17 protein-coding genes are annotated in these 17,794 nt (G+C 37.8%); 8 read left to right on the top strand and 9 right to left on the bottom strand.

The window, feature by feature from the left end:
• Positions 1 to 600 precede the first annotated feature (600 nt).
• The 7 genes from HDE68_RS10650 (at position 601) to HDE68_RS10620 (ending at position 7,781) form a co-directional block, all read left to right on the top strand.
• Positions 601 to 1,608, top strand: a complete 1,008-nt coding sequence (locus HDE68_RS10650; RefSeq protein WP_183881610.1) for a hypothetical protein — start codon at positions 601 to 603, stop codon at positions 1,606 to 1,608.
• 24 nt (positions 1,609 to 1,632) lie between these two features.
• On the top strand, positions 1,633 to 2,130 hold the full coding sequence (locus HDE68_RS10645; RefSeq protein WP_183881609.1) for a DUF4280 domain-containing protein: 498 nt from the start codon (positions 1,633 to 1,635) through the stop codon (positions 2,128 to 2,130).
• Positions 2,131 to 2,135: 5 nt separating this feature from the next.
• Positions 2,136 to 5,042 carry an OmpA family protein gene (locus HDE68_RS10640; RefSeq protein ID WP_183881607.1) on the top strand — a complete coding sequence of 969 codons (2,907 nt, stop codon included), beginning with the start codon at positions 2,136 to 2,138 and terminating at the stop codon, positions 5,040 to 5,042.
• Between the two features lie 15 nt (positions 5,043 to 5,057).
• The gene (locus tag HDE68_RS10635) at positions 5,058 to 6,068 is read left to right on the top strand and encodes a hypothetical protein (RefSeq protein ID WP_183881605.1); all 1,011 of its coding nucleotides are present in this window, start codon (positions 5,058 to 5,060) and stop codon (positions 6,066 to 6,068) included.
• Positions 6,069 to 6,409: 341 nt separating this feature from the next.
• Positions 6,410 to 6,586, top strand: a complete 177-nt coding sequence (locus HDE68_RS10630) for a hypothetical protein (RefSeq protein ID WP_183881603.1) — start codon at positions 6,410 to 6,412, stop codon at positions 6,584 to 6,586.
• The gene (locus HDE68_RS10625; RefSeq protein ID WP_183881601.1) at positions 6,583 to 6,786 is read left to right on the top strand and encodes a hypothetical protein; all 204 of its coding nucleotides are present in this window, start codon (positions 6,583 to 6,585) and stop codon (positions 6,784 to 6,786) included. Before HDE68_RS10630 ends, HDE68_RS10625 begins: the two co-directional genes overlap by 4 nt.
• A 323-nt stretch (positions 6,787 to 7,109) precedes the next feature.
• Positions 7,110 to 7,781: a hypothetical protein gene (locus HDE68_RS10620; RefSeq protein ID WP_183881599.1), complete on the top strand. Its 672-nt coding sequence runs from the start codon at positions 7,110 to 7,112 to the stop codon at positions 7,779 to 7,781.
• Between the two features lie 320 nt (positions 7,782 to 8,101).
• Here the strand turns inward: HDE68_RS10620 and HDE68_RS10615 are convergent, their stop codons facing one another.
• On the bottom strand, positions 8,102 to 8,407 hold the full coding sequence (locus HDE68_RS10615) for a hypothetical protein (protein ID WP_183881597.1): 306 nt from the start codon (positions 8,405 to 8,407) through the stop codon (positions 8,102 to 8,104).
• 172 nt (positions 8,408 to 8,579) lie between these two features.
• Here HDE68_RS10615 and HDE68_RS10610 point away from each other — a divergent pair, with 172 nt between their 5' ends.
• On the top strand, positions 8,580 to 9,695 hold the full coding sequence (locus HDE68_RS10610; protein WP_183881595.1) for an alginate lyase family protein: 1,116 nt from the start codon (positions 8,580 to 8,582) through the stop codon (positions 9,693 to 9,695).
• A 147-nt stretch (positions 9,696 to 9,842) separates the two neighbouring features.
• Here the strand turns inward: HDE68_RS10610 and murI are convergent, their stop codons facing one another.
• The 8 genes from murI to HDE68_RS10570 all read right to left on the bottom strand — a co-directional run bounded on the left by murI (position 9,843) and on the right by HDE68_RS10570 (position 17,793).
• The gene (gene murI, locus HDE68_RS10605; protein ID WP_183881592.1) at positions 9,843 to 10,688 is read right to left on the bottom strand and encodes a glutamate racemase; all 846 of its coding nucleotides are present in this window, start codon (positions 10,686 to 10,688) and stop codon (positions 9,843 to 9,845) included.
• A 60-nt stretch (positions 10,689 to 10,748) separates the two neighbouring features.
• Entirely contained in the window at positions 10,749 to 11,318 is a 570-nt protein-coding gene (locus HDE68_RS10600; protein WP_183881590.1) for an OmpH family outer membrane protein, read from the bottom strand.
• Between the two features lie 44 nt (positions 11,319 to 11,362).
• Complete coding sequence (locus HDE68_RS10595) at positions 11,363 to 11,890, bottom strand: OmpH family outer membrane protein (protein WP_183881588.1); 528 nt, start codon at positions 11,888 to 11,890, stop codon at positions 11,363 to 11,365.
• Between the two features lie 7 nt (positions 11,891 to 11,897).
• Positions 11,898 to 14,459, bottom strand: a complete 2,562-nt coding sequence (gene bamA, locus HDE68_RS10590; protein WP_260171742.1) for an outer membrane protein assembly factor BamA — start codon at positions 14,457 to 14,459, stop codon at positions 11,898 to 11,900.
• A gap of 63 nt (positions 14,460 to 14,522) precedes the next feature.
• A complete protein-coding gene (locus HDE68_RS10585; protein WP_183881586.1) occupies positions 14,523 to 15,263 on the bottom strand; it encodes an isoprenyl transferase in 741 nt (246 codons plus the stop codon).
• 154 nt (positions 15,264 to 15,417) lie between these two features.
• Entirely contained in the window at positions 15,418 to 16,209 is a 792-nt protein-coding gene (locus tag HDE68_RS10580; protein ID WP_183881584.1) for a DUF6089 family protein, read from the bottom strand.
• 1 nt (position 16,210) lies between these two features.
• A complete protein-coding gene (locus HDE68_RS10575) occupies positions 16,211 to 17,092 on the bottom strand; it encodes an NAD kinase (protein ID WP_183881581.1) in 882 nt (293 codons plus the stop codon).
• A gap of 38 nt (positions 17,093 to 17,130) precedes the next feature.
• Positions 17,131 to 17,793, bottom strand: a complete 663-nt coding sequence (locus HDE68_RS10570; RefSeq protein WP_183881579.1) for a CBS domain-containing protein — start codon at positions 17,791 to 17,793, stop codon at positions 17,131 to 17,133.
• Position 17,794: the final 1 nt, after the last annotated feature.

Raw genomic sequence — 17,794 nt, 5'->3', positions numbered from 1 at the left:
CTTATACCAAAAAAGGGTAACGACATGCTATGCTCTTTGTATTGGTATACTTTTATTTTTTCAAATTCCATCCCTTGCAGGTTGTTAAAAAACGACATAGCGCAGATGAAGAATTATATAATTTAGAGACAGTTTGTTTTTTACTCTGCGGACTTCTGTTGGTTAGTGGTTAAAGCTTGATTACGAATGATAATTAAACGACGCAATAAGTTCAATACTTGCCAGACCAGAAATACCTACAATACTATAATGAAAAGGACAATTAAAGGTTTTTGTACCAGCCGTTTAATCCTGCAGCTGTATTTTTTCCTTTACTATTCAAAAATCTGATCTTTCTTAATTACAGCTTTTAAGATGCTAAAAACAGTTTAAGGCTGTTTTTTATGCCCGAAAGTTTAATTTCATTCATTCAATACAGGAGATAAGTGCATGCTTATTACGCAAATAGATCTCAACTTATTCTTATTGGCTAAATTTTTGTGAAGTAAGAAATAGGTCTTTAGACTTTAAATCAAATATTTAAAACAGAATTACACTAGAAGAAGGTATTCATGATGACCAAGAGCGTACCGACCGAAAATTTAGAGCCCGTATTATTTAATGGAAACTGAAGACCTCATTAAAAAACACCTCCCCGTAACTTTCTCTGGTAACCATAAGCTGAATTTAAAATTACAGCCTCCGTTCTTTTCCAGAAAGTATGGCTATTTGCAAATTTTCAAAAACCAGGATGAAGAGAATGCAATCAAGTACGAGTTAGAAATAAAATATATAAAAACTGTTTCGCAGGATATAAGAATTTTCAGACTGGAAAGACTTACCGAAGTCTTTATAAACAATGTTGTTCCTGACCTCTTAGTAGATCAGCTTGCCTATGAATGCGGGAAAGTATTTTATCCGCTTGATGTTAAAGTGGGCTTCAACGGACAGTTTGCAGGCATTTACAACGAACAGGAAATCATTGAGCGATGGAAAGAGGTTAAAGAGCGCGTAAAGAAGTATTTTCTCGGAGATCTGGTCACCCGATATATCGAACTGATGGATGTTACGATCAATTCATCAGAGCTGCTAGCCGATAGTTTCAGGAACGATCTGCTGTTCAGGGCCTATTTCAATGATATTTATAAGTCTTATACTCCCGATCTGCAAATTCAGGAAGATGTGTTTTTTCCGGTAGCTGCAAAAGGAAACCAGGTTAGTTTTGAAACCAGTCAGTTGGTTAAGCCCTTATTAAATGATTACGAAGAAATTGAAATCATCCATAAAGGCACTGTAAATGATAAAAGAACTAAATTCAATATAGAGAATGGTTATCATTTTATACTCGAAGGTCAGGGTGCACGGACAATTTCCGGGACCTATAATGCTACTTATAAATTAGCTGCAAACACAAAATCAATAGAATCAATAGTAGCCAAATGGGTTTTAGAGGAGCCCATTAACAAATCTATAGAGATCAGGTTATTCAGGATTGATGAAGAGAAGGATTCCGATAATTTAATGTCAGAAGAGCAGCAAGGCAGCAGTCTTGTCTTTTTAGATGGGAACAACTCTCAGAAATCAGAAAATAGTATTACACGTATAATTAGCTCATTCTTCAAGAAATAGTGGGTTAACAGAAATTGAGATACAATGGCAGAGAAACATTTAGTAGTACAAGGGGCCACATGCCTGTGTAATTTTGGTACAGCCCCCGACAAGTTAAAAGTACTCACACATAAAAGAGAGTTTGCTAATGATAAGGATAGCGGGAAGAAACTCATTGCCAGTAATAAGGATATTGGTTCTACACTGGAGAAGAACACATTCGGCAACTGCGCTAAACAACTCATGAAACCATGTACTGCAATCATTACTGAATGGACAGGCTTTTATGAAAAGACAACTTTAACCAATGGCGGGAAGATCTTATTAGAAGATAGTAAGGCCACTTGTCCTGTAGGTGGGAAAGATTGTATCCTGATCATTGACCATGGACAAACTGCCGAATTAAGTAAACAGACTATGCAGCGTGCTAAACCAGCAGTATCCAAAGCATTAAACCCTGCTGTAGATCTAGAAGAACTAACCCAGCCTCAGTTTAATGACGCCGGAAATACTGAAAAAGCAATAACAAATCCTCAGGTATAATAATTATGTTAAAAGGTGTAAAAAAGATTAAATGGGAAGGTACAGGTAAGGTTTTCGGAAACCTGTCCATTCCCAATTATAAGCTTACAATAGCCCCTGATCAATGGGTATATTTTATAGTCGGCGAATGGTTTCCCGGAACCACTGAGGAAGATAAAAAAAAGACAGTAACCTGGGTAAGACAGAGCGGGGACAAAAAGATAGAATTCAAGAAGACAGTAATTCCCGCAAGAGACATCTATGGTTATCAAATTACCAGAAAACAATGCGGCAGTTATAACTTTTATATAGAAGCTACCTTGTCAGGTATTAAGGATGCAAAAAACAATACCGGGCTTTTAGTTGGCGGATATTGTGAACAGAAACTGATCAAATCATCATGGATAGTTGATGAGCCTGGCAATGATAATCAGATTACCACAGACAACCCCACTATTTATGGTGTACCACTTAAACTTCATCTGGAATTAGAAGGCTTAAATGGCGATGATTGTGTAGTAGAGATCTATAATACTTCATTAGGGACTATTAAACGTATGAGAAAAACATACGGTATAAAATGTGTTAATGGAGATATCGAACTTCAGATTCCGGCAGTAGATACCATGGCCTGGTACAATGAATTGGGAGGGCTAAGAAAACCTAAAGAACATTTTTTCATTAAGGTAAAAGGAGACCCCGCCAAAGGTTATGTAACTGATGAAAAAGGTCAGGACAAACATGCTACTCATCTTTACATCAACAATAAAATGGGTACTTTTATTGAACAGATCATGCCTGCCAAGACCAGTACCCCGGCAAAAACCGGGCAACAGGCTGAGTCTTATGTGATGCATGGCTGTAAATTCCAGAGTATAAATGTTACCGACCGCGGTAAACCTAAACTACTTTTTGACGAACGCGAGAAACTGACATTCGGTTCTAATGAACCTAAGTTCAAATTCGACCTGAAGATATACTATGATACTGACCAGTACGATATCAGAGCAGATGCAAAACCTGTGATGGATAACCTGGCAAAGCTTTTAAAATCAAATCCGCAGATTTCACTTTTAATTGAATCGTATGCAGATATCCGGAAAGATGCCCAGTACAATATGGATCTTACCGAAAAACGTGCAAATGGTGTTTTAAGCTACCTGAATACACATGGAGTTACCAATAAATTGTCCACAAAATGGTATGGCTCATCGAAGGCCAAGCAGTTTATCTATGAAACAAATATAGATACCCCTATTCATAAATTGAACCGCTACACCGAGCTTACTTTTTACACCCCTGGTATCAAGGCTATATTTTATAATACCATTGTTCCGACACTGGAAACACCGACAGTATTAGACTTTCGTATAACGAATTTCAATATCAAAAACTGTATGATGGCCAGTGATCCGGCAAAAAAACATGATGAAAAGAAAGCAAAATATCTTGAATTAACGAACGAAGAATCTATCAGGACCGTTGCAAAGGATGTAGATATTAATGGAGGATTATTAAAGATCCCCGTATTTGCTGATATCGCACCGATGTTACCCATTGTTCTACCCCCTTTAAGAACACTGACCCCAAACCGTTTTCAGGTTTCGATTAATTCATGTAACTATTTTCCTGATAAGACTAAGCCAACCGTTATTGTACAAGCATTTACAGATGCTTTATGGATCTTTCATGCAAGCTATGACTATGATGAATCTTTCTACTTTAAAAAAGAAGGAAAAGAGCAAAAGGTAAAGATTGTAAAAGGCATAGAGACACTATATGGTAAAGTAGAGAAATACCTGGAAATGTACTTCAGTGCAATTAAATGGGTACCTATGTTTACAATAAGTGCATATGCCCAGGAATGGCTGGTAAATTATATCAGAGAAGAATCTAAAATGTATGGTTTAGGTTATCACAAGAGATGGAACTGGACAGGCGGGTCTTTTGATGGTTTTGCCAGAGAAGACGACTATACAGAGAAACACAGAATCGTAACTGAGATCGCTATCCTGACCCTGACCATACTCGTAATCGTAGTCGAAGTAGTTATTGCGGTATTAACTGGTGGAGAGACTGCAGCAGCCAAATTACCGAAACTAAAAAAGGCAGCCCGTTTCTTAAAAGAGGCAAAAGCTGTAAAAGATAAAATGGAGGATCTTGGCTTTGAATTCATCTTCCCTAAAGTAGCGATGAACAGAGGCCTATATCTTAAGAAAGGCAGTGATGGCAATATCTATTATATGATAGAAGATAATGTGAGCGCAAAACCTTTGATTGCCATTCAATATAAGAAGACGTTTAAACTGGCTGATCTTGTTGCATCTGTTAAGCATAAAAAAAATGCTAAAGCAACCATTGAAGAGAATGCTGCGGCTAAAACAGAAATAAGTAAAGAAGTTCAGGCAGTTTTAAATAAAATTGGGGGGGATGCAGAGCTCACCTTAGAATTTATAGGAAGGATTGAGGCCAATTATGAACTAAAAATTGCACTTCCAATGACTGCTAATGCAGGAGATAAAAAAATCACAGTACTTAATCTTTTGAATAGTGCATTAAGCAATAGTAGTGGTGAAGTTATTGGCGAGGATACAATTAAAGCTAGAATATTCCTTGAAGCCACTGGTAAAAGAGTAATTCAGATATGGAAGCCCTTAAGAAAATATGTTCCTCCAATAGGAATTGACGGAGCATTGAAGCTCAATTTAGAGGGCTATATTACACATAAAAGAACTTATGGTGTTGATGTTAGCAGGGGTCCTTACTATAAAGATCAAATCTATTTTTCTGGTATAAAAGGATACGTTACTCTTAAATCAAAATTAACAGTTGATGGTGAAAAAGTGCTCGAATTAAATCCAGATGATGAGAAACTGGACTTTGTATTATTTGAGCCTCAAAATATTGATATTGCTGATGTCCAATTGTATTAAAAATTCTAAACGATTATGAAAAAAATGTTCTTCTTTTTGGGGGTTATTTATATGCTTATGGGCTGTACAGAACCTACGAAAACAATTAATGATAAAAACACACTTATGTCTACAAACCCTAAACTTACCAGTAAAAACTTCATAGAGACCATGTCTAAGGCTGTTAAACACTATCCCGAAGAGCCTTATTACTTCTTGGAGATCAACAACATAGTTGGATGTGCATATGAAATTTTAATAAATGATGTGCCTGTTTTTAAGTATTACGATGATGGGCAGGTAACTTCTCAAATAGATATACAATACTATATGCTAAAAAGTGGCCCTCAGAAAATAACATATAAACTATATCCAATTGGTAAGAGAGAAGATGGTGATGTTATTAATACGTTAGCTGACTGGACACGCGTGGATCTTAATTTGTTAAAAATAGATAAAACCGTAAAAGATCCTTATTTGCGTAAAAAGGTCTTACTAGAACATCACAGTCCTAACAAACCAGATGGGAGGACCTTTATGGGTGCTGGGCTCAAATATTATGAAAATAGTTTCACTTTCGATGCCCAATTACCTTATGAAAATAAAGGATGGGCCAACAGTGTCGATTTAAGTAAAATGGACCAGAAAGAATTACTTCAAAAAACTGAAACAGCTTATAAGTTAATATGGCAGCTATTAGATGAACATCAAACTGAAGACTTCTTCGGATATCTATATGCCAAGGAAATCGAAACTTGCCAAAGTGAATATAGTTCAAACGAAGACTTAAAGGAGACATTAGATGCTTACTTAAAACCATTCACAAAATCAAGTTATAAGCTGGAACCGTTGGCAAATTACAAAATGTCATTATATGGAAATGGTAAACTGGTATGCCTGGAACAAAATTCTATGGATATCCGATTTAGAGGTGAGTCGGCCCTATGGGGTAAATACAAAAATGATAAAGGAAGTGTTATTGGAAATTTCCGTAAACTTTACCTGCATATCCCCAAAGGGAAGACTGCTTTTGAAATAATCAGATAACCTTGTGCAGAAAACTCTAATTGTCTCTTGTCTAATATTAGTAAGCTTCTTTTTTTCGTGTAAACGGGAAAAGGAGCTTCCAAATGTCTTTTTGCCTGCAAAGTCAAATCTTACAGCACACCATTACATAGAGACAATATCTAAAGCTATAAAGCATTATCCCGAAGAACCTTATTACTTTCTGGAACTCAATAAAGTAGTTGGCTGTGCATAGGAAATTTTAATAAACGATGTACCTGTTTTTAAGTATTACGATGATGGCCAGGTAACTTCTCAAATAGATATCCAGCATTATATTTTAAAAAGCGGACCTCAGAAAATAACATATAGGTTATATCCTATTGGTCAAAGAAAATGGTGATGCTATTCATACTTTACCCGATTGGACAGGCGTGGAACTTATTTTGTTAAAAATAGATAAAACAGGAAAAGATCCTTATCTGCGTAAAAAGTTGTTACCAGAACATCATAGCCCTAAAAAACCAGATGGGATGACTTTTATGGGTGCTATTAGATGAACATCAAACTGAAGACTTCTTCATTATATGGAAATGGTAACCTGGTATGTTTAGAACAAAATTCAATGGATATCAGATTTAGAGGTGAGTCTGCTCTATGGGGTAAATACAAAAATAAAAAAGGGAGTACTATAGGAAATTTCTATAAACTCTATCTCCATATCCCCAAAGGAAAAACTGCTTTTGAAATAATCCGCTAGCAATTACCTTAAAAATCCTACCCCTAATCCTATCCAACATTCAATTCCCATCTCATCAACTGATGCGGAATAGCTCCATATTGGTACACAATTTGCGCAACGATAGTTTCATGAAATTTACAAAATAGTAATTAAACTACAATTAACTAATAATAAACACCTTATCATTTAAAATAAATAACGTACAAGAGCTGGGTGCCTTAAAAAGCAAACACAATCCCGGAAAAGGCTTCACTTACTTCGCAGTTTTTATCCTTATTTTATTTTCAGCCATTTCAGCCTTCATTTATTTCGGAGCCATACTTGCAGTTAAAGAAGGAAAGATGAATTTCTCAGGAGACATCAGCATACTTTACTGGTGCATTGCATTCATCATGGGAATGGGAATTGCCATCTTATTGCTGGCCTTAAAACTTAGCCAGGGCAAGACCTATACTTTATATGAAAAAGGTATCCTGACAGCAGGAAAAGGACAAAACAAAGTACAGCTTTTTGAAGATTTAGAAGACCTTTACTTATTTAGTTCCGGACGTTCATTCTTAACTAATAACATCGCTTTCCGTTCCGGGAAAGAAGACAGTTGGGAAACTATTACCCCTCGCTACACCAATGTCATCAGCGCAATTAATTTGATGACTACCCAGCACGAAAAATTCTATGTACCCAAAGTACTAAAGGAACTGGAGCAGAATAAGACCATTACATTTCAATACATCAACTACAGTACAGCAATGGGCAAAAAGCTATTTGCTACAGGTACAAACTCCTTCTTAAACGTACAACCAAAAGAAATTGCTGTCAATAAAGATTACCTGGTAATCGATTCAAAAAAGATCATGATTTCAGATCTCAATCATTTCTCAGTAAACAACTGGATTAGTCAGATCAGTTTACAGGACAAAGAAAACAACATTGTTTTCAGTACATCTACCAACGGTATTTTCAGTGGCAGAAGTTTCGTCTCCCTACTGGATCAACTCATCAACAAAGCATAAAAACAATCCCTATAAAACAATATGATTATTTACAAAGGTTGGGGGCCACTAGCCCTTCTGACACCAGTTTGCACAATTCTGATTGGAATATTCTTTTTTGGCACCAATGGAAATGCAAGTCTCGAAATATTCTTGTATAGCCTACTGTGTTCAGCACCCCTGGTTTATATCACGGGTCTAAGATTAAACAAAAAATCAGTTAACGATCTTTATTTTATCCCATTACAATACTGGGGCATCGCATGGGGGGTTATTTCAATTGCAATTTTGCTTTTCAGGTATATCAAGACCCACTAAAAAAACAAAGACAATAATTGAGGCTATTGAAGCGACAAAACCGGTGTAACTACAATCCCGCCCATATAAGCTTCATTAGCCTCAAATTTAATCCCCTTGATATAGCAAATATTGGAACCATAAACCTCTTCACTATCCTTATAGCTCCCAACACATCCATGCCCAAATATATCTGAGTTAAAAAACTCCAGGGCTTTCCCTTCCTCATCAGTTGCCAATAAAACACAGTCCCTGCAAACATAATTTGGATAACGTGATGACACCACGACACCACGTTTACAGGCTGGGCAAAACTGCTCATCTTTCTCTTTTTTAACTTCGTCCATCATAGTTTATCTCCTCATGGCAAAGAAAAGAAAATTCTCCTGGCCAGCAAACCTGTACTTAGCAACAATATCAATTCAACTATTTAGATTTTCACCCCTCTTTAATTAGAATTTCATCCTCTCTGATCCCAATGATCTGGCGAATTTGCAATATCAAATTCATAATAAAACAACGATGAAAAAATTAATCTACTCAGCAGCTATCGCATTAACGGTATGCACTACAAGCTGTAAAAAACAGTCAGTCCAGCAAGACAGATCTTCAGATCCACTCACAGAAACACAAGGTACCGGAGACACGGCACCCTTTACAAAAAACCTTGTATTCAGTGCCACCGGACTCAACAAAATTGCATCAGATCTAGCTGGGCCAAACCAGGGACAAATCCAAAAACTAATCACCAATCCTGCCTATGCTGCACTCACAAAAACGCCAAACACAACAACAGTAGGCACTCAGGGTACCGAACTAAAATGCCTTGCGCTGCAATACACCATCTCTCCCGGAAGAGATACCGCGACCAAATATCTTGACAAGGCAAAAGCCAATCTGCTCGCATGGGCAGCAGTAAACAGTCCATCAGGCAGTACCCCGACAGAGGCGGCCTTTATAGAAATCTTCGAAGCTTATTCAATCATCAGGGCAAGCATTCCTGACACCAATAAAGCAACCATAGACGCGTGGTTAAAAAAGACAGCAAACTACTACATCAGTAATGCATCCGGTTTCACCAGCAGAAAGAACAATTGGGAAACCATCAGATTAAACATCCTTTTTGACATCGGCTATATCCTGAACGACACAGCGATCCTTACCCATGTCAAAAACGCCTATAACGTACAGCTGAATGCAAACTTGTTTGCCGGAGGCAAAACCGAAGACTACGTAAACAGAGATGCCTTTGCTTACCATGCCTACAACCTCTACTTCTATGCAAGAGCCCTAAGAGCAGTCAGCTTATATGAAGGTCAGACAGCCGGAAACACCTTATTAAACAAAGCCAATAACATCAACATCAGCATCCCAAACACCGTAACTTTCTGGGAGCCCTACCTGATAGATCCGGTTAACAACGTACACATTGAATTTGTCAACACCGGGTGGGCGCCAGACAAGACACGTTCAGATTATAACAAACCTTATAACCCATCAAGCACGGTTTACGTATTAGATCAGTTAGCCTATAGTTTCCCACAGGTAATCGACTACGAAAAAATCATAGTTGGAGCAAACACCACCAGATTCAGAACATTAGAATATTATCTAAACACCTTAGAATACAACTTATAATCAAGATCCAGAAATAAAAACCAACCTCGCCTCCTAACCAACCACCAAACCAGGCGTGGAGAATGGAAAATAGAAAAAGCTGCTTCACATTTCAAGCATTGGCCATCTCTTCAGATGGGCGCAGCTTGAAATGTGAAGCAGCTTTTTCTATTTTTTCGAAGATCCGCAGTTCAACCGAACCTGAGAAGAAACCACTTCCCCCGGAAAAAAAATCGAAGCATTATGGTCAAACACTAAATTATCCCCTGTCGTGTAAAAACTCATTTCCCCTTCCTTTGTCAGCTCACCTTCAATCTCCGGATGCCTGTTTAAGTAGTCAACCAGACTATCTGCAACAATATCACCCTGTGATACTAGTGAAACCCCTTCAGGAAGATAATCTTTCATCTTAGGCACTAATAACGGATAATGTGTACAAGCCAGTAATATCGCATCAATATCTCCCGACTTCTCCAGCAAATTATCAATATACTTCTTCACAAAATAATCTGCCCCTTCATTCACATGCTCATTATTTTCAATCAGCGGTACCCACATCGGGCAGCTTTGCTGGATCACATTCAGTTCCGGGTACTGATGATGAATCTCGATCAGATAAGACTCTGACTTCACCGTCCCTCTTGTCCCCATCACTCCAATACTATTCGTCTTTGTATAAGAACCGATCACTTCGGCCGTAGGCCTGATCACCCCTAAAACCCGGTACCCCGGATACTTCACCGGAAGCACCTTTTGCTGAATCGTGCGCAGTGCTTTTGCAGAAGCCGTATTACAGGCCAGAATCACTAACGGGCAACCCTGCGCAAACAACCATTCCACACACTCCAGTGTATACTGGTAAATCGTCTCAAAAGAATGGTCACCATAAGGAGCACGTGCATTATCCCCAAAATAGATATAATTATAATCAGGCAATAACTTAGCGATTGACTCAAAGACAGTCAGGCCACCATAACCCGAATCGAAAATACCTATAGATTTCTTACTCATCATAACAAAAAAAAGCGGCACCGGGTATTTTCCCGGTGCCGCAATTTAAATATTTTTTAAATACTATTTTTTAGGAGCTGCTGCTGATGCAGAGATACCTAATTTAGCTTTAACTAAAGCAGTAACATCGTCACCACCTTCCCATGCTAACAGGTTGTTTGCACCATTCTGAGCTGAGCTATCAAAAACATAAGCTAAACCTTTTTCTCTAGCTACAGCTTTAACTGCAGTTTGGAATTTAGCGTTTAAAGGAGCTAATAACTCACCTTGTTTAGTAGCGATATCTTGTTGAGCTTTTTGGCTTGCTTCACCGATACGTTTTTCCATATCCTGTAATTCAACACCCATTGCTTGTAATTCTTTACCAACTGTTTCTTTATTAGCTTCACTCAAAGTTTTGTTCTTAGCAACTGCAGCTTCATATTTCACAGTATACTCACTTCTCATTTTTTCGATTTCAGCTTGTTTTTGTTTTTGAAGAGTCTCTAAAGTAGCTGAGGCAGTTTTTGCTTCAGGCATAGCAGCAAAGATTGCTTCAGAATCCAAATGTGCAATTTTTTGTTGAGCACTAGCAACATTAGCAGTAAACATAAGGCCAGCTGCCACAAAAAATACGTTAATTAACTTTCTCATTTCTATTGTTCTTAATAATTGTTTTTATAATTTATTTGGTGTGTTTATTTTACGGTGTTTGGTTTATAACCTAATCTGATAATAACGTCATTACTCAGATCATAATTGCTGCTCGCATAAATCATCATAGTAGCTTCGCTGCTTTTATCAAAGATAAAGTCCAGAAACTTAGTTTTTGCAAGATCGGCAATCACACCGGTTACTTTATCCTGAATAGGCTTAAGCAACTTTGCTCTCGTCTGGAAAAGCTCTCCTTCAGGACCGAATTTCTGACGTTGAAATTCTTTAGCTGCTTTCTCCTTTTCAATGATATCATTCTCTCTGCGTTTGCGCATATCATCAGTTAATAACACCTGATCTGCCTGATAAGCTTTATACATCTTGTCGATCGCTGTAAAGTTAGCATCAACTTCCTTCTGCCACTGTTGAGATAATACGTTCAACTGGTTTTGCGAGGACTTATATTCAGGTAAATTTTTAAGAATATACTCTGTATCAACATAAGCAAACTTTTGTGCAAAGGCACCAAAACCTGCGAAAACCAAAACCCCGATTAAAATAATTTTCTTCATTTCTATATTAATTAAATCCACCCAATTGCTGAGCAATACTAAACGTGAAGTTTTGTTTACCTCCGTTAGCCTGACCAGGAATGCTATCAAACGGAAATCCGTAATCAATACCCAGCATACCAAATATCGGTAAAAATATCCTAGCTCCAATACCCGCAGACCTTCTCACGTTAAAAGGATTGAATTCTGCGAACTTGTTCCAGGTATTACCACCCTCAGCAAAGCCCACAAGATACGCAGTTGCCTGCTGACTTGCAATAACCGGATATCTTAATTCCATTACATATTTAGCATATACCGGACTTCCTGAGTTTGTTGCTGTCTGGATCTGCTGAGCGGTAGTAGCCGTTGCCGGAGTAACTACGTTATTCGCATAACCACGCATTGTAATAATCTCAGAACCCTGAAGGAAGTCAAATCCCTGCATACCATCACCACCCAGTTTAAATCTTTCAAATGGCGACTGGCCTACAGCCTGGTTGTATGATCCTAAGAACCCAAACTGAGCCTGACCTTTGAAGACCAATTTACCACCAACTCTCTGGAACCACTGACCTTCAAATTTCCATTTGTGGTATTCAGTGAACTTATAACGTTGTTTATCTGATGCTGTTGCATAGTTTGTATTATTTAACAACGAGTAAGGAGGAGTTGCCTGTATAGTGAATTTAAAATAAGAACCTTCGGTTGGAAAGATCGGAGAATTTCTTGAATCTCTGCTGATCTCCTGTGTTAAGTTTAAGTTATATGATGTACCAGTAGAGAATAAATATCCAGGATAGTTATTCAGGATATACTGCTGCAAGTTGATCGCATGTGAGATCTGGAAATAGTTATCAGGCCATTTCAATCTTCTACCCAAACTGAAAGTCACACCGTTTAGGCGGATACGCTGAACATTCGGACCAGAAGAAAGACCATTTGCAGATGAAAGTGAAGTAAATGCACTCACACCAAAACTAACTGGTTTCTTTCCACCTAACCAAGGCTCAGAGAAAGAGAAACTGTAAGACTGGTAGTACTTACCGTTAGTCTGTCCACGAAGACTTAATTTCTGACCATCACCTTTAGGAAGCGGTCTGTAAGCTTTTGGATTTAAAATATTTCTTAAAGAGAAGTTATTGAAAGTTAAACCAATTGTTCCGATCACACGGCCACCACCAAAACCACCTGATAATTCTACCTGATCAGAAGGTTTCTCTTCAACAGCATACTCAATATCAACCGTACCATCCGAAGGATTTGGTTTTGGAGTTGGTACAGTTTTAGACTCATCAAAGTTACCCAGCTGACCAAGGTCACGTACTGTACGAACCAATAAATCTTTAGAGAACTTATCACCTGGTCTTGTACGTACCTCACGTAAAACTACCCTGTCATTGGTGATTGTATTTCCTTTAACAGTAATCCTGTTATTGGTATACTGAGGACCTTCATAAATTCTGATTTCAAGGTCAACCGTATCATTGTATATTTTTGTCTGAACAGGCTCCACGTTAAAAGTCAGGTAACCATCATTCAGATAGATACTCGACACATCATCACTTTCAGCACCGTTACCATGAAGTTTAGTATTCAGTTTTTCTTCACTGAAAACTTCACCTTTCTCAATACCCAATACTTTACCCAGATCTTTAGTTGCATATTTTGCATTTCCAGCCCAGGTAATATTTCCAACATAATATTTTGGACCTTCGTACAGATCAATTTTAATACCAACAGATTTTTTATTGTACTGATAAGTGGTATCCTTGATAATTACCGCATCACGGTAACCTTTATCCTGCATTTTAGCGATCAGCTTATCTTTATCCTCTTTATATTTCTCCTTACTGAATTTACCAGAACCGAATACTTTATAGAAAGCCTGCTGTTTAGTCTTTTTCAAATACTTGCGTAAAGTTGAAGCCTTAAAATCTTTATTACCTGTAAATTCGATTTTATGCACTTTTACCTTATTTCCCCTATCGACAAAAACCTGCAGAACCACCCCATTTTCCATGTTCGGATCAGGCTTGGTTTTGTAGTCAACTTTCGTAAAGAAATAACCTTTTTCAGCAAGATATTTATTAATTATCCCCGTTGTACTGTTATAAGTATTTTCGTTAATAATTGTCTTTCCTGATTTAGAATTCAATTTTTCGGTAATATCCGTCTTCTGGGATTTGGTCAGTCCGTTCAGTTCAAAAGAGCTTAAACGAGGTCTTTCAACCACTTTAATGTCGAAATAAACAGTATCCAGCACCATTTTAGAGATATCAAGTTCGATATCATCAAATAAACCCTGTGACCACAATGTTTTGATTGCATTGGAGGTAGCTTCACCTGGAAGCAAGATTTTTTCACCTTTAATTAACTTCGAAAGTGTGATAATAACTTCCTTATCAATAAACTTTGCGCCGCTTAAAGTTGTTCCTCCTATAATATATTCTTTAGGTTGAAAATAGTCCATATCGGTACCGCTGACTTTTAAGCTGGGGGTATTTGGATTGGACTTTGGACGGGTAATCTGTGCCATTGCCGGTGACCCGATCAATAGCAATAATATGAGTTGGTATATTCTTTTCATTTACAATCTAAAAAACGTTGCTAAGTTAATTTAAACACATGTTAAAAAGTGTTAAAAGTAAAATTAGTTCAACTGTTCACTAATTTTACCGAAGCGACGTTCGCGCTTTTGGTAGTCCACAATAGCTTCAAAAAGGTCTTCTCTTCTAAAGTCCGGCCATAAAGTTTCCGTAAAATACAGCTCACTGTAAGCCATCTGCCAAAGCAGAAAATTACTCACCCTGTGCTCTCCGCTGGTACGGATCATCAATTCAGGATCAGGAATATTTACAGTAGTTAATTGAGACGAAAATTTCGCCTCATCGATTTCATCCACTTTAATTTTGCCTTCCTGTACCAGCAATGCAATTTTTTTCGCAGCCTCTAAAATCTCCCATTTGGCACTATAACTCAAAGCCAGTGTTAAAGTACAAGTGGTATTTCCCGCCGTTTTTTCCATTGCGCTCTTTAAATCATCAATACATTTCTGAGGTAAAGAGGCGATATCGCCAATGGCATTTAACCGGATATTATTCTTATTCAGCGTATCAGTTTCATTGTTGATTGTAGCAATCAACAACTCCATAAGCGCATTGACTTCATCAATTGGTCTGTTCCAGTTCTCGGTAGAAAAGGCATAAATTGTAAGATATCTCACACCAATGTCTGCACATCCCTCTACAATATCCTTTACAGATATCACTCCGCTTTCATGACCGAAAGATCTGAATTTACCCTGGTTTTTAGCCCATCTTCCATTCCCATCCATAATAATAGCGATGTGTTCTGGTAAGCGGCTAGTATCGATTTGTTCTTTAAATCCCATTTATGGTGCAAATATGGCTAAAATGTCTAACATACAGAAGAATGGCAGGTTAGAAAGCTTCAAAGTTATAAGATATTTTGTTTATTTCTATCATAATCGTCAGCCTGAAAGAAGGATATATTGATTTTATGAAAGAAAATGTAAATAAAAGGGCCTAAAAAGAATAACATTTATCGGAAGTAAAAGTGTAGGAAAGGCCTATATGTACAAAGAAGTAAGTATCATTTTTCACAAAATTACCCCGCTGCACACCGCCAGGAAAATTCTTTCCGGATGGATCAGAAAGGTTTACCCCATTAGGGTTCTGCCTGCTAGGGTCACTGATTACCGGAACTGCCGGATATCTGTCCCCTACATCATCCAGGTAATCTGTTTTCGCAGTTCTGTAGCCCAGCTGCGTGAACAGCCCCAAACGCTCCCCTATCCGGTACTTCATACCTACCCCATAAGGGATACTGAATGCATAATTTTTATACTTTTTACCCTCAGTTTCATAGTATCTTAATTCAAATGTTTCTCCATTATATTTAGCTTTCGGATTGAACAGTACACCACCAATTCCGGCAAACATATAAGGCGTAAAATTCTTTATCCCTCCACCAGAAAAGTATTCCAGGAAATTGAAATCCACCTGTACACTCAGCTCATTTAGTGAAGTAGAAAAATTAAGGTTACGGGTTCTTAAGCTTGCGTCATCAGAATTTGCATCATAACCCTTGATTTTACCATAGTTATAATGGATTCCGATAGCCCAGTAAGGATCAAGATTACGCTTTACATAAGCGCCGAAAGCTACTCCGCTTGGTTTAAAAAGATTGGAAGGATTGATATCGCCGATATACCCGGCAGCACCGGCATTGATCCCCAGTTCTGTCGTCTGAGCCAATGCAGCACCAGAAAAAACACAGCATAAAACAGCAGAAAATACAATCTTTTTAAATCCCATCTTAATAATTACGTGTATCAATTCCCCAAAGCAATTTGTTCCTCAAGGTAGTAAGATAACTTTCATTATTCAAACGAACAAGGTTTACATGAAAAGCAGCCTTGTTCACGGTGATTTTAACGGACCTGTCCACTGTTGCAGTCCTGGAATCGCATGACACCAAAAACTTGGTACTTCTTGCTTCCACCTCAAAACGCAGCGTCACATCATCGGGAATAATAACAGGTCTTACATTCAGGTTATGCGGTGCAATCGGGGTAATTACAAAGTTTTGCGCACTAGGAAAAATAATCGGGCCTCCGCAGCTTAAAGAATAAGCTGTAGAACCTGTAGGCGTGGCAATAATTAAACCATCTGCCCAGTATGAATTGATAAATTCATCATTCATATAGGCATGTATAATCATCATTGCCGTGTTATCACGCCTGTGTATGGTGATATCATTCAGCGCAAAATTCTCATCTCCAAAAAGGTGATGTTTAGATTCAACATTCAGTAAAGTACGTTTATCCAGAGAATATTCATGATTGACCAATGCTTCGATCGCATTCCTGATCTCATTTTTATTAATACTGGCCAGAAAACCAAGCCTGCCGAAGTTAATCCCAATCACAGGGATTCCAGAATCCCTGATTAAAGCCAGCGTATCCAGCAAGGTACCGTCCCCGCCTAAACTGATCAGTATATCTGCATGGTCACGCAATTCAGGATGATTGGAAAAAGTCGGGACATGAGCAGGAAGTTTTACTTTATCCTCAATAAAATCGTGGTATTCCTTATGGACAATTGTTTCAATCCCATAATGTTCCATGGCATTAAAAACTTCTTGTACAAAGGGTAAAACGCTATTATTGAACTCTCTGCCGTAAATTGCAATCTTCATTAGATAAATATTGTATGTTGAATGGTTACAGGAATGAATTAAACATTTAGATAACTCATTAACAAATTATATCTGTCTTCTGTTCCATTGTCCTGAGTAGTACTGTTAAAGACTGCTTTAACCTGGTAATCATACCTTTCAAAAGCAGATATGATTCCAGATAATTCAGTTTTATTGATTTTCAGTGTGACCTCCAGGCGCGTAGAATCCGGAAAGTTCTGCACATAAGAGGATAAGATTTGTGCATTATCAGCTTCCACAATCTGAGCCATATGCGATAAAGAATTGTTGCGGTTATTAATCTCCAGAACGATGATCCCTCCTGGTTCTTTCACCGCAAAAATATCTGAGGTATACTTTAATAAGTCATGTATAGAAATAACCCCAAGGTAATTTTTTTTATAATCAAGTACCGGTACTAAAGAAAGTTTAAGCTGATCAAATATCCTGATGACATCATAAACATGTACATCCTGATAGACAAAAGGATTCAGAATAGTTAAAGAAAGTGCCCCGATAGGCTCCTCTACATTTCTTATCTCCAGCAGATGATCTTCTGCAACAATGCCCAGAAAAGTACCATTATTTAAAACCGGCAAATGATTTAATTTGAACTCAGCCATTCTGTCCAATGCAGTATGCACCGTTTCAGTAGTCTGTAACGGCGGGATTGAATTAGATATGAGTTCAGATGCAAACATT

The sequence above is a fragment of the Pedobacter cryoconitis genome, from assembly GCF_014200605.1.
GTDB lineage: Bacteria > Bacteroidota > Bacteroidia > Sphingobacteriales > Sphingobacteriaceae > Pedobacter > Pedobacter cryoconitis_B.
This window is presented reverse-complemented; position numbering and strand designations above follow the sequence as displayed.

Bases quoted from the DNA above. Each gene is read 5' to 3' on its own strand.
- HDE68_RS10650 (WP_183881610.1), top strand. From the start codon at position 601: ATGGAAACTGAAGACCTCATTAAAAAACACCTCCCCGTAACTTTCTCT.
- HDE68_RS10645 (WP_183881609.1), top strand. From the start codon at position 1,633: ATGGCAGAGAAACATTTAGTAGTACAAGGGGCCACATGCCTGTGTAAT.
- HDE68_RS10640 (WP_183881607.1), top strand. From the start codon at position 2,136: ATGTTAAAAGGTGTAAAAAAGATTAAATGGGAAGGTACAGGTAAGGTT.
- HDE68_RS10635 (WP_183881605.1), top strand. From the start codon at position 5,058: ATGAAAAAAATGTTCTTCTTTTTGGGGGTTATTTATATGCTTATGGGC.
- HDE68_RS10625 (WP_183881601.1), top strand. From the start codon at position 6,583: ATGAACATCAAACTGAAGACTTCTTCATTATATGGAAATGGTAACCTG.
- HDE68_RS10620 (WP_183881599.1), top strand. From the start codon at position 7,110: ATGAATTTCTCAGGAGACATCAGCATACTTTACTGGTGCATTGCATTC.
- HDE68_RS10615 (WP_183881597.1), bottom strand. From the start codon at position 8,407: ATGATGGACGAAGTTAAAAAAGAGAAAGATGAGCAGTTTTGCCCAGCC.
- HDE68_RS10610 (WP_183881595.1), top strand. From the start codon at position 8,580: ATGAAAAAATTAATCTACTCAGCAGCTATCGCATTAACGGTATGCACT.
- murI (WP_183881592.1), bottom strand. From the start codon at position 10,688: ATGATGAGTAAGAAATCTATAGGTATTTTCGATTCGGGTTATGGTGGC.
- HDE68_RS10600 (WP_183881590.1), bottom strand. From the start codon at position 11,318: ATGAGAAAGTTAATTAACGTATTTTTTGTGGCAGCTGGCCTTATGTTT.
- HDE68_RS10595 (WP_183881588.1), bottom strand. From the start codon at position 11,890: ATGAAGAAAATTATTTTAATCGGGGTTTTGGTTTTCGCAGGTTTTGGT.
- bamA (WP_260171742.1), bottom strand. From the start codon at position 14,459: ATGAAAAGAATATACCAACTCATATTATTGCTATTGATCGGGTCACCG.
- HDE68_RS10585 (WP_183881586.1), bottom strand. From the start codon at position 15,263: ATGGGATTTAAAGAACAAATCGATACTAGCCGCTTACCAGAACACATC.
- HDE68_RS10580 (WP_183881584.1), bottom strand. From the start codon at position 16,209: ATGGGATTTAAAAAGATTGTATTTTCTGCTGTTTTATGCTGTGTTTTT.
- HDE68_RS10575 (WP_183881581.1), bottom strand. From the start codon at position 17,092: ATGAAGATTGCAATTTACGGCAGAGAGTTCAATAATAGCGTTTTACCC.
- HDE68_RS10570 (WP_183881579.1), bottom strand. From the start codon at position 17,793: ATGTTTGCATCTGAACTCATATCTAATTCAATCCCGCCGTTACAGACT.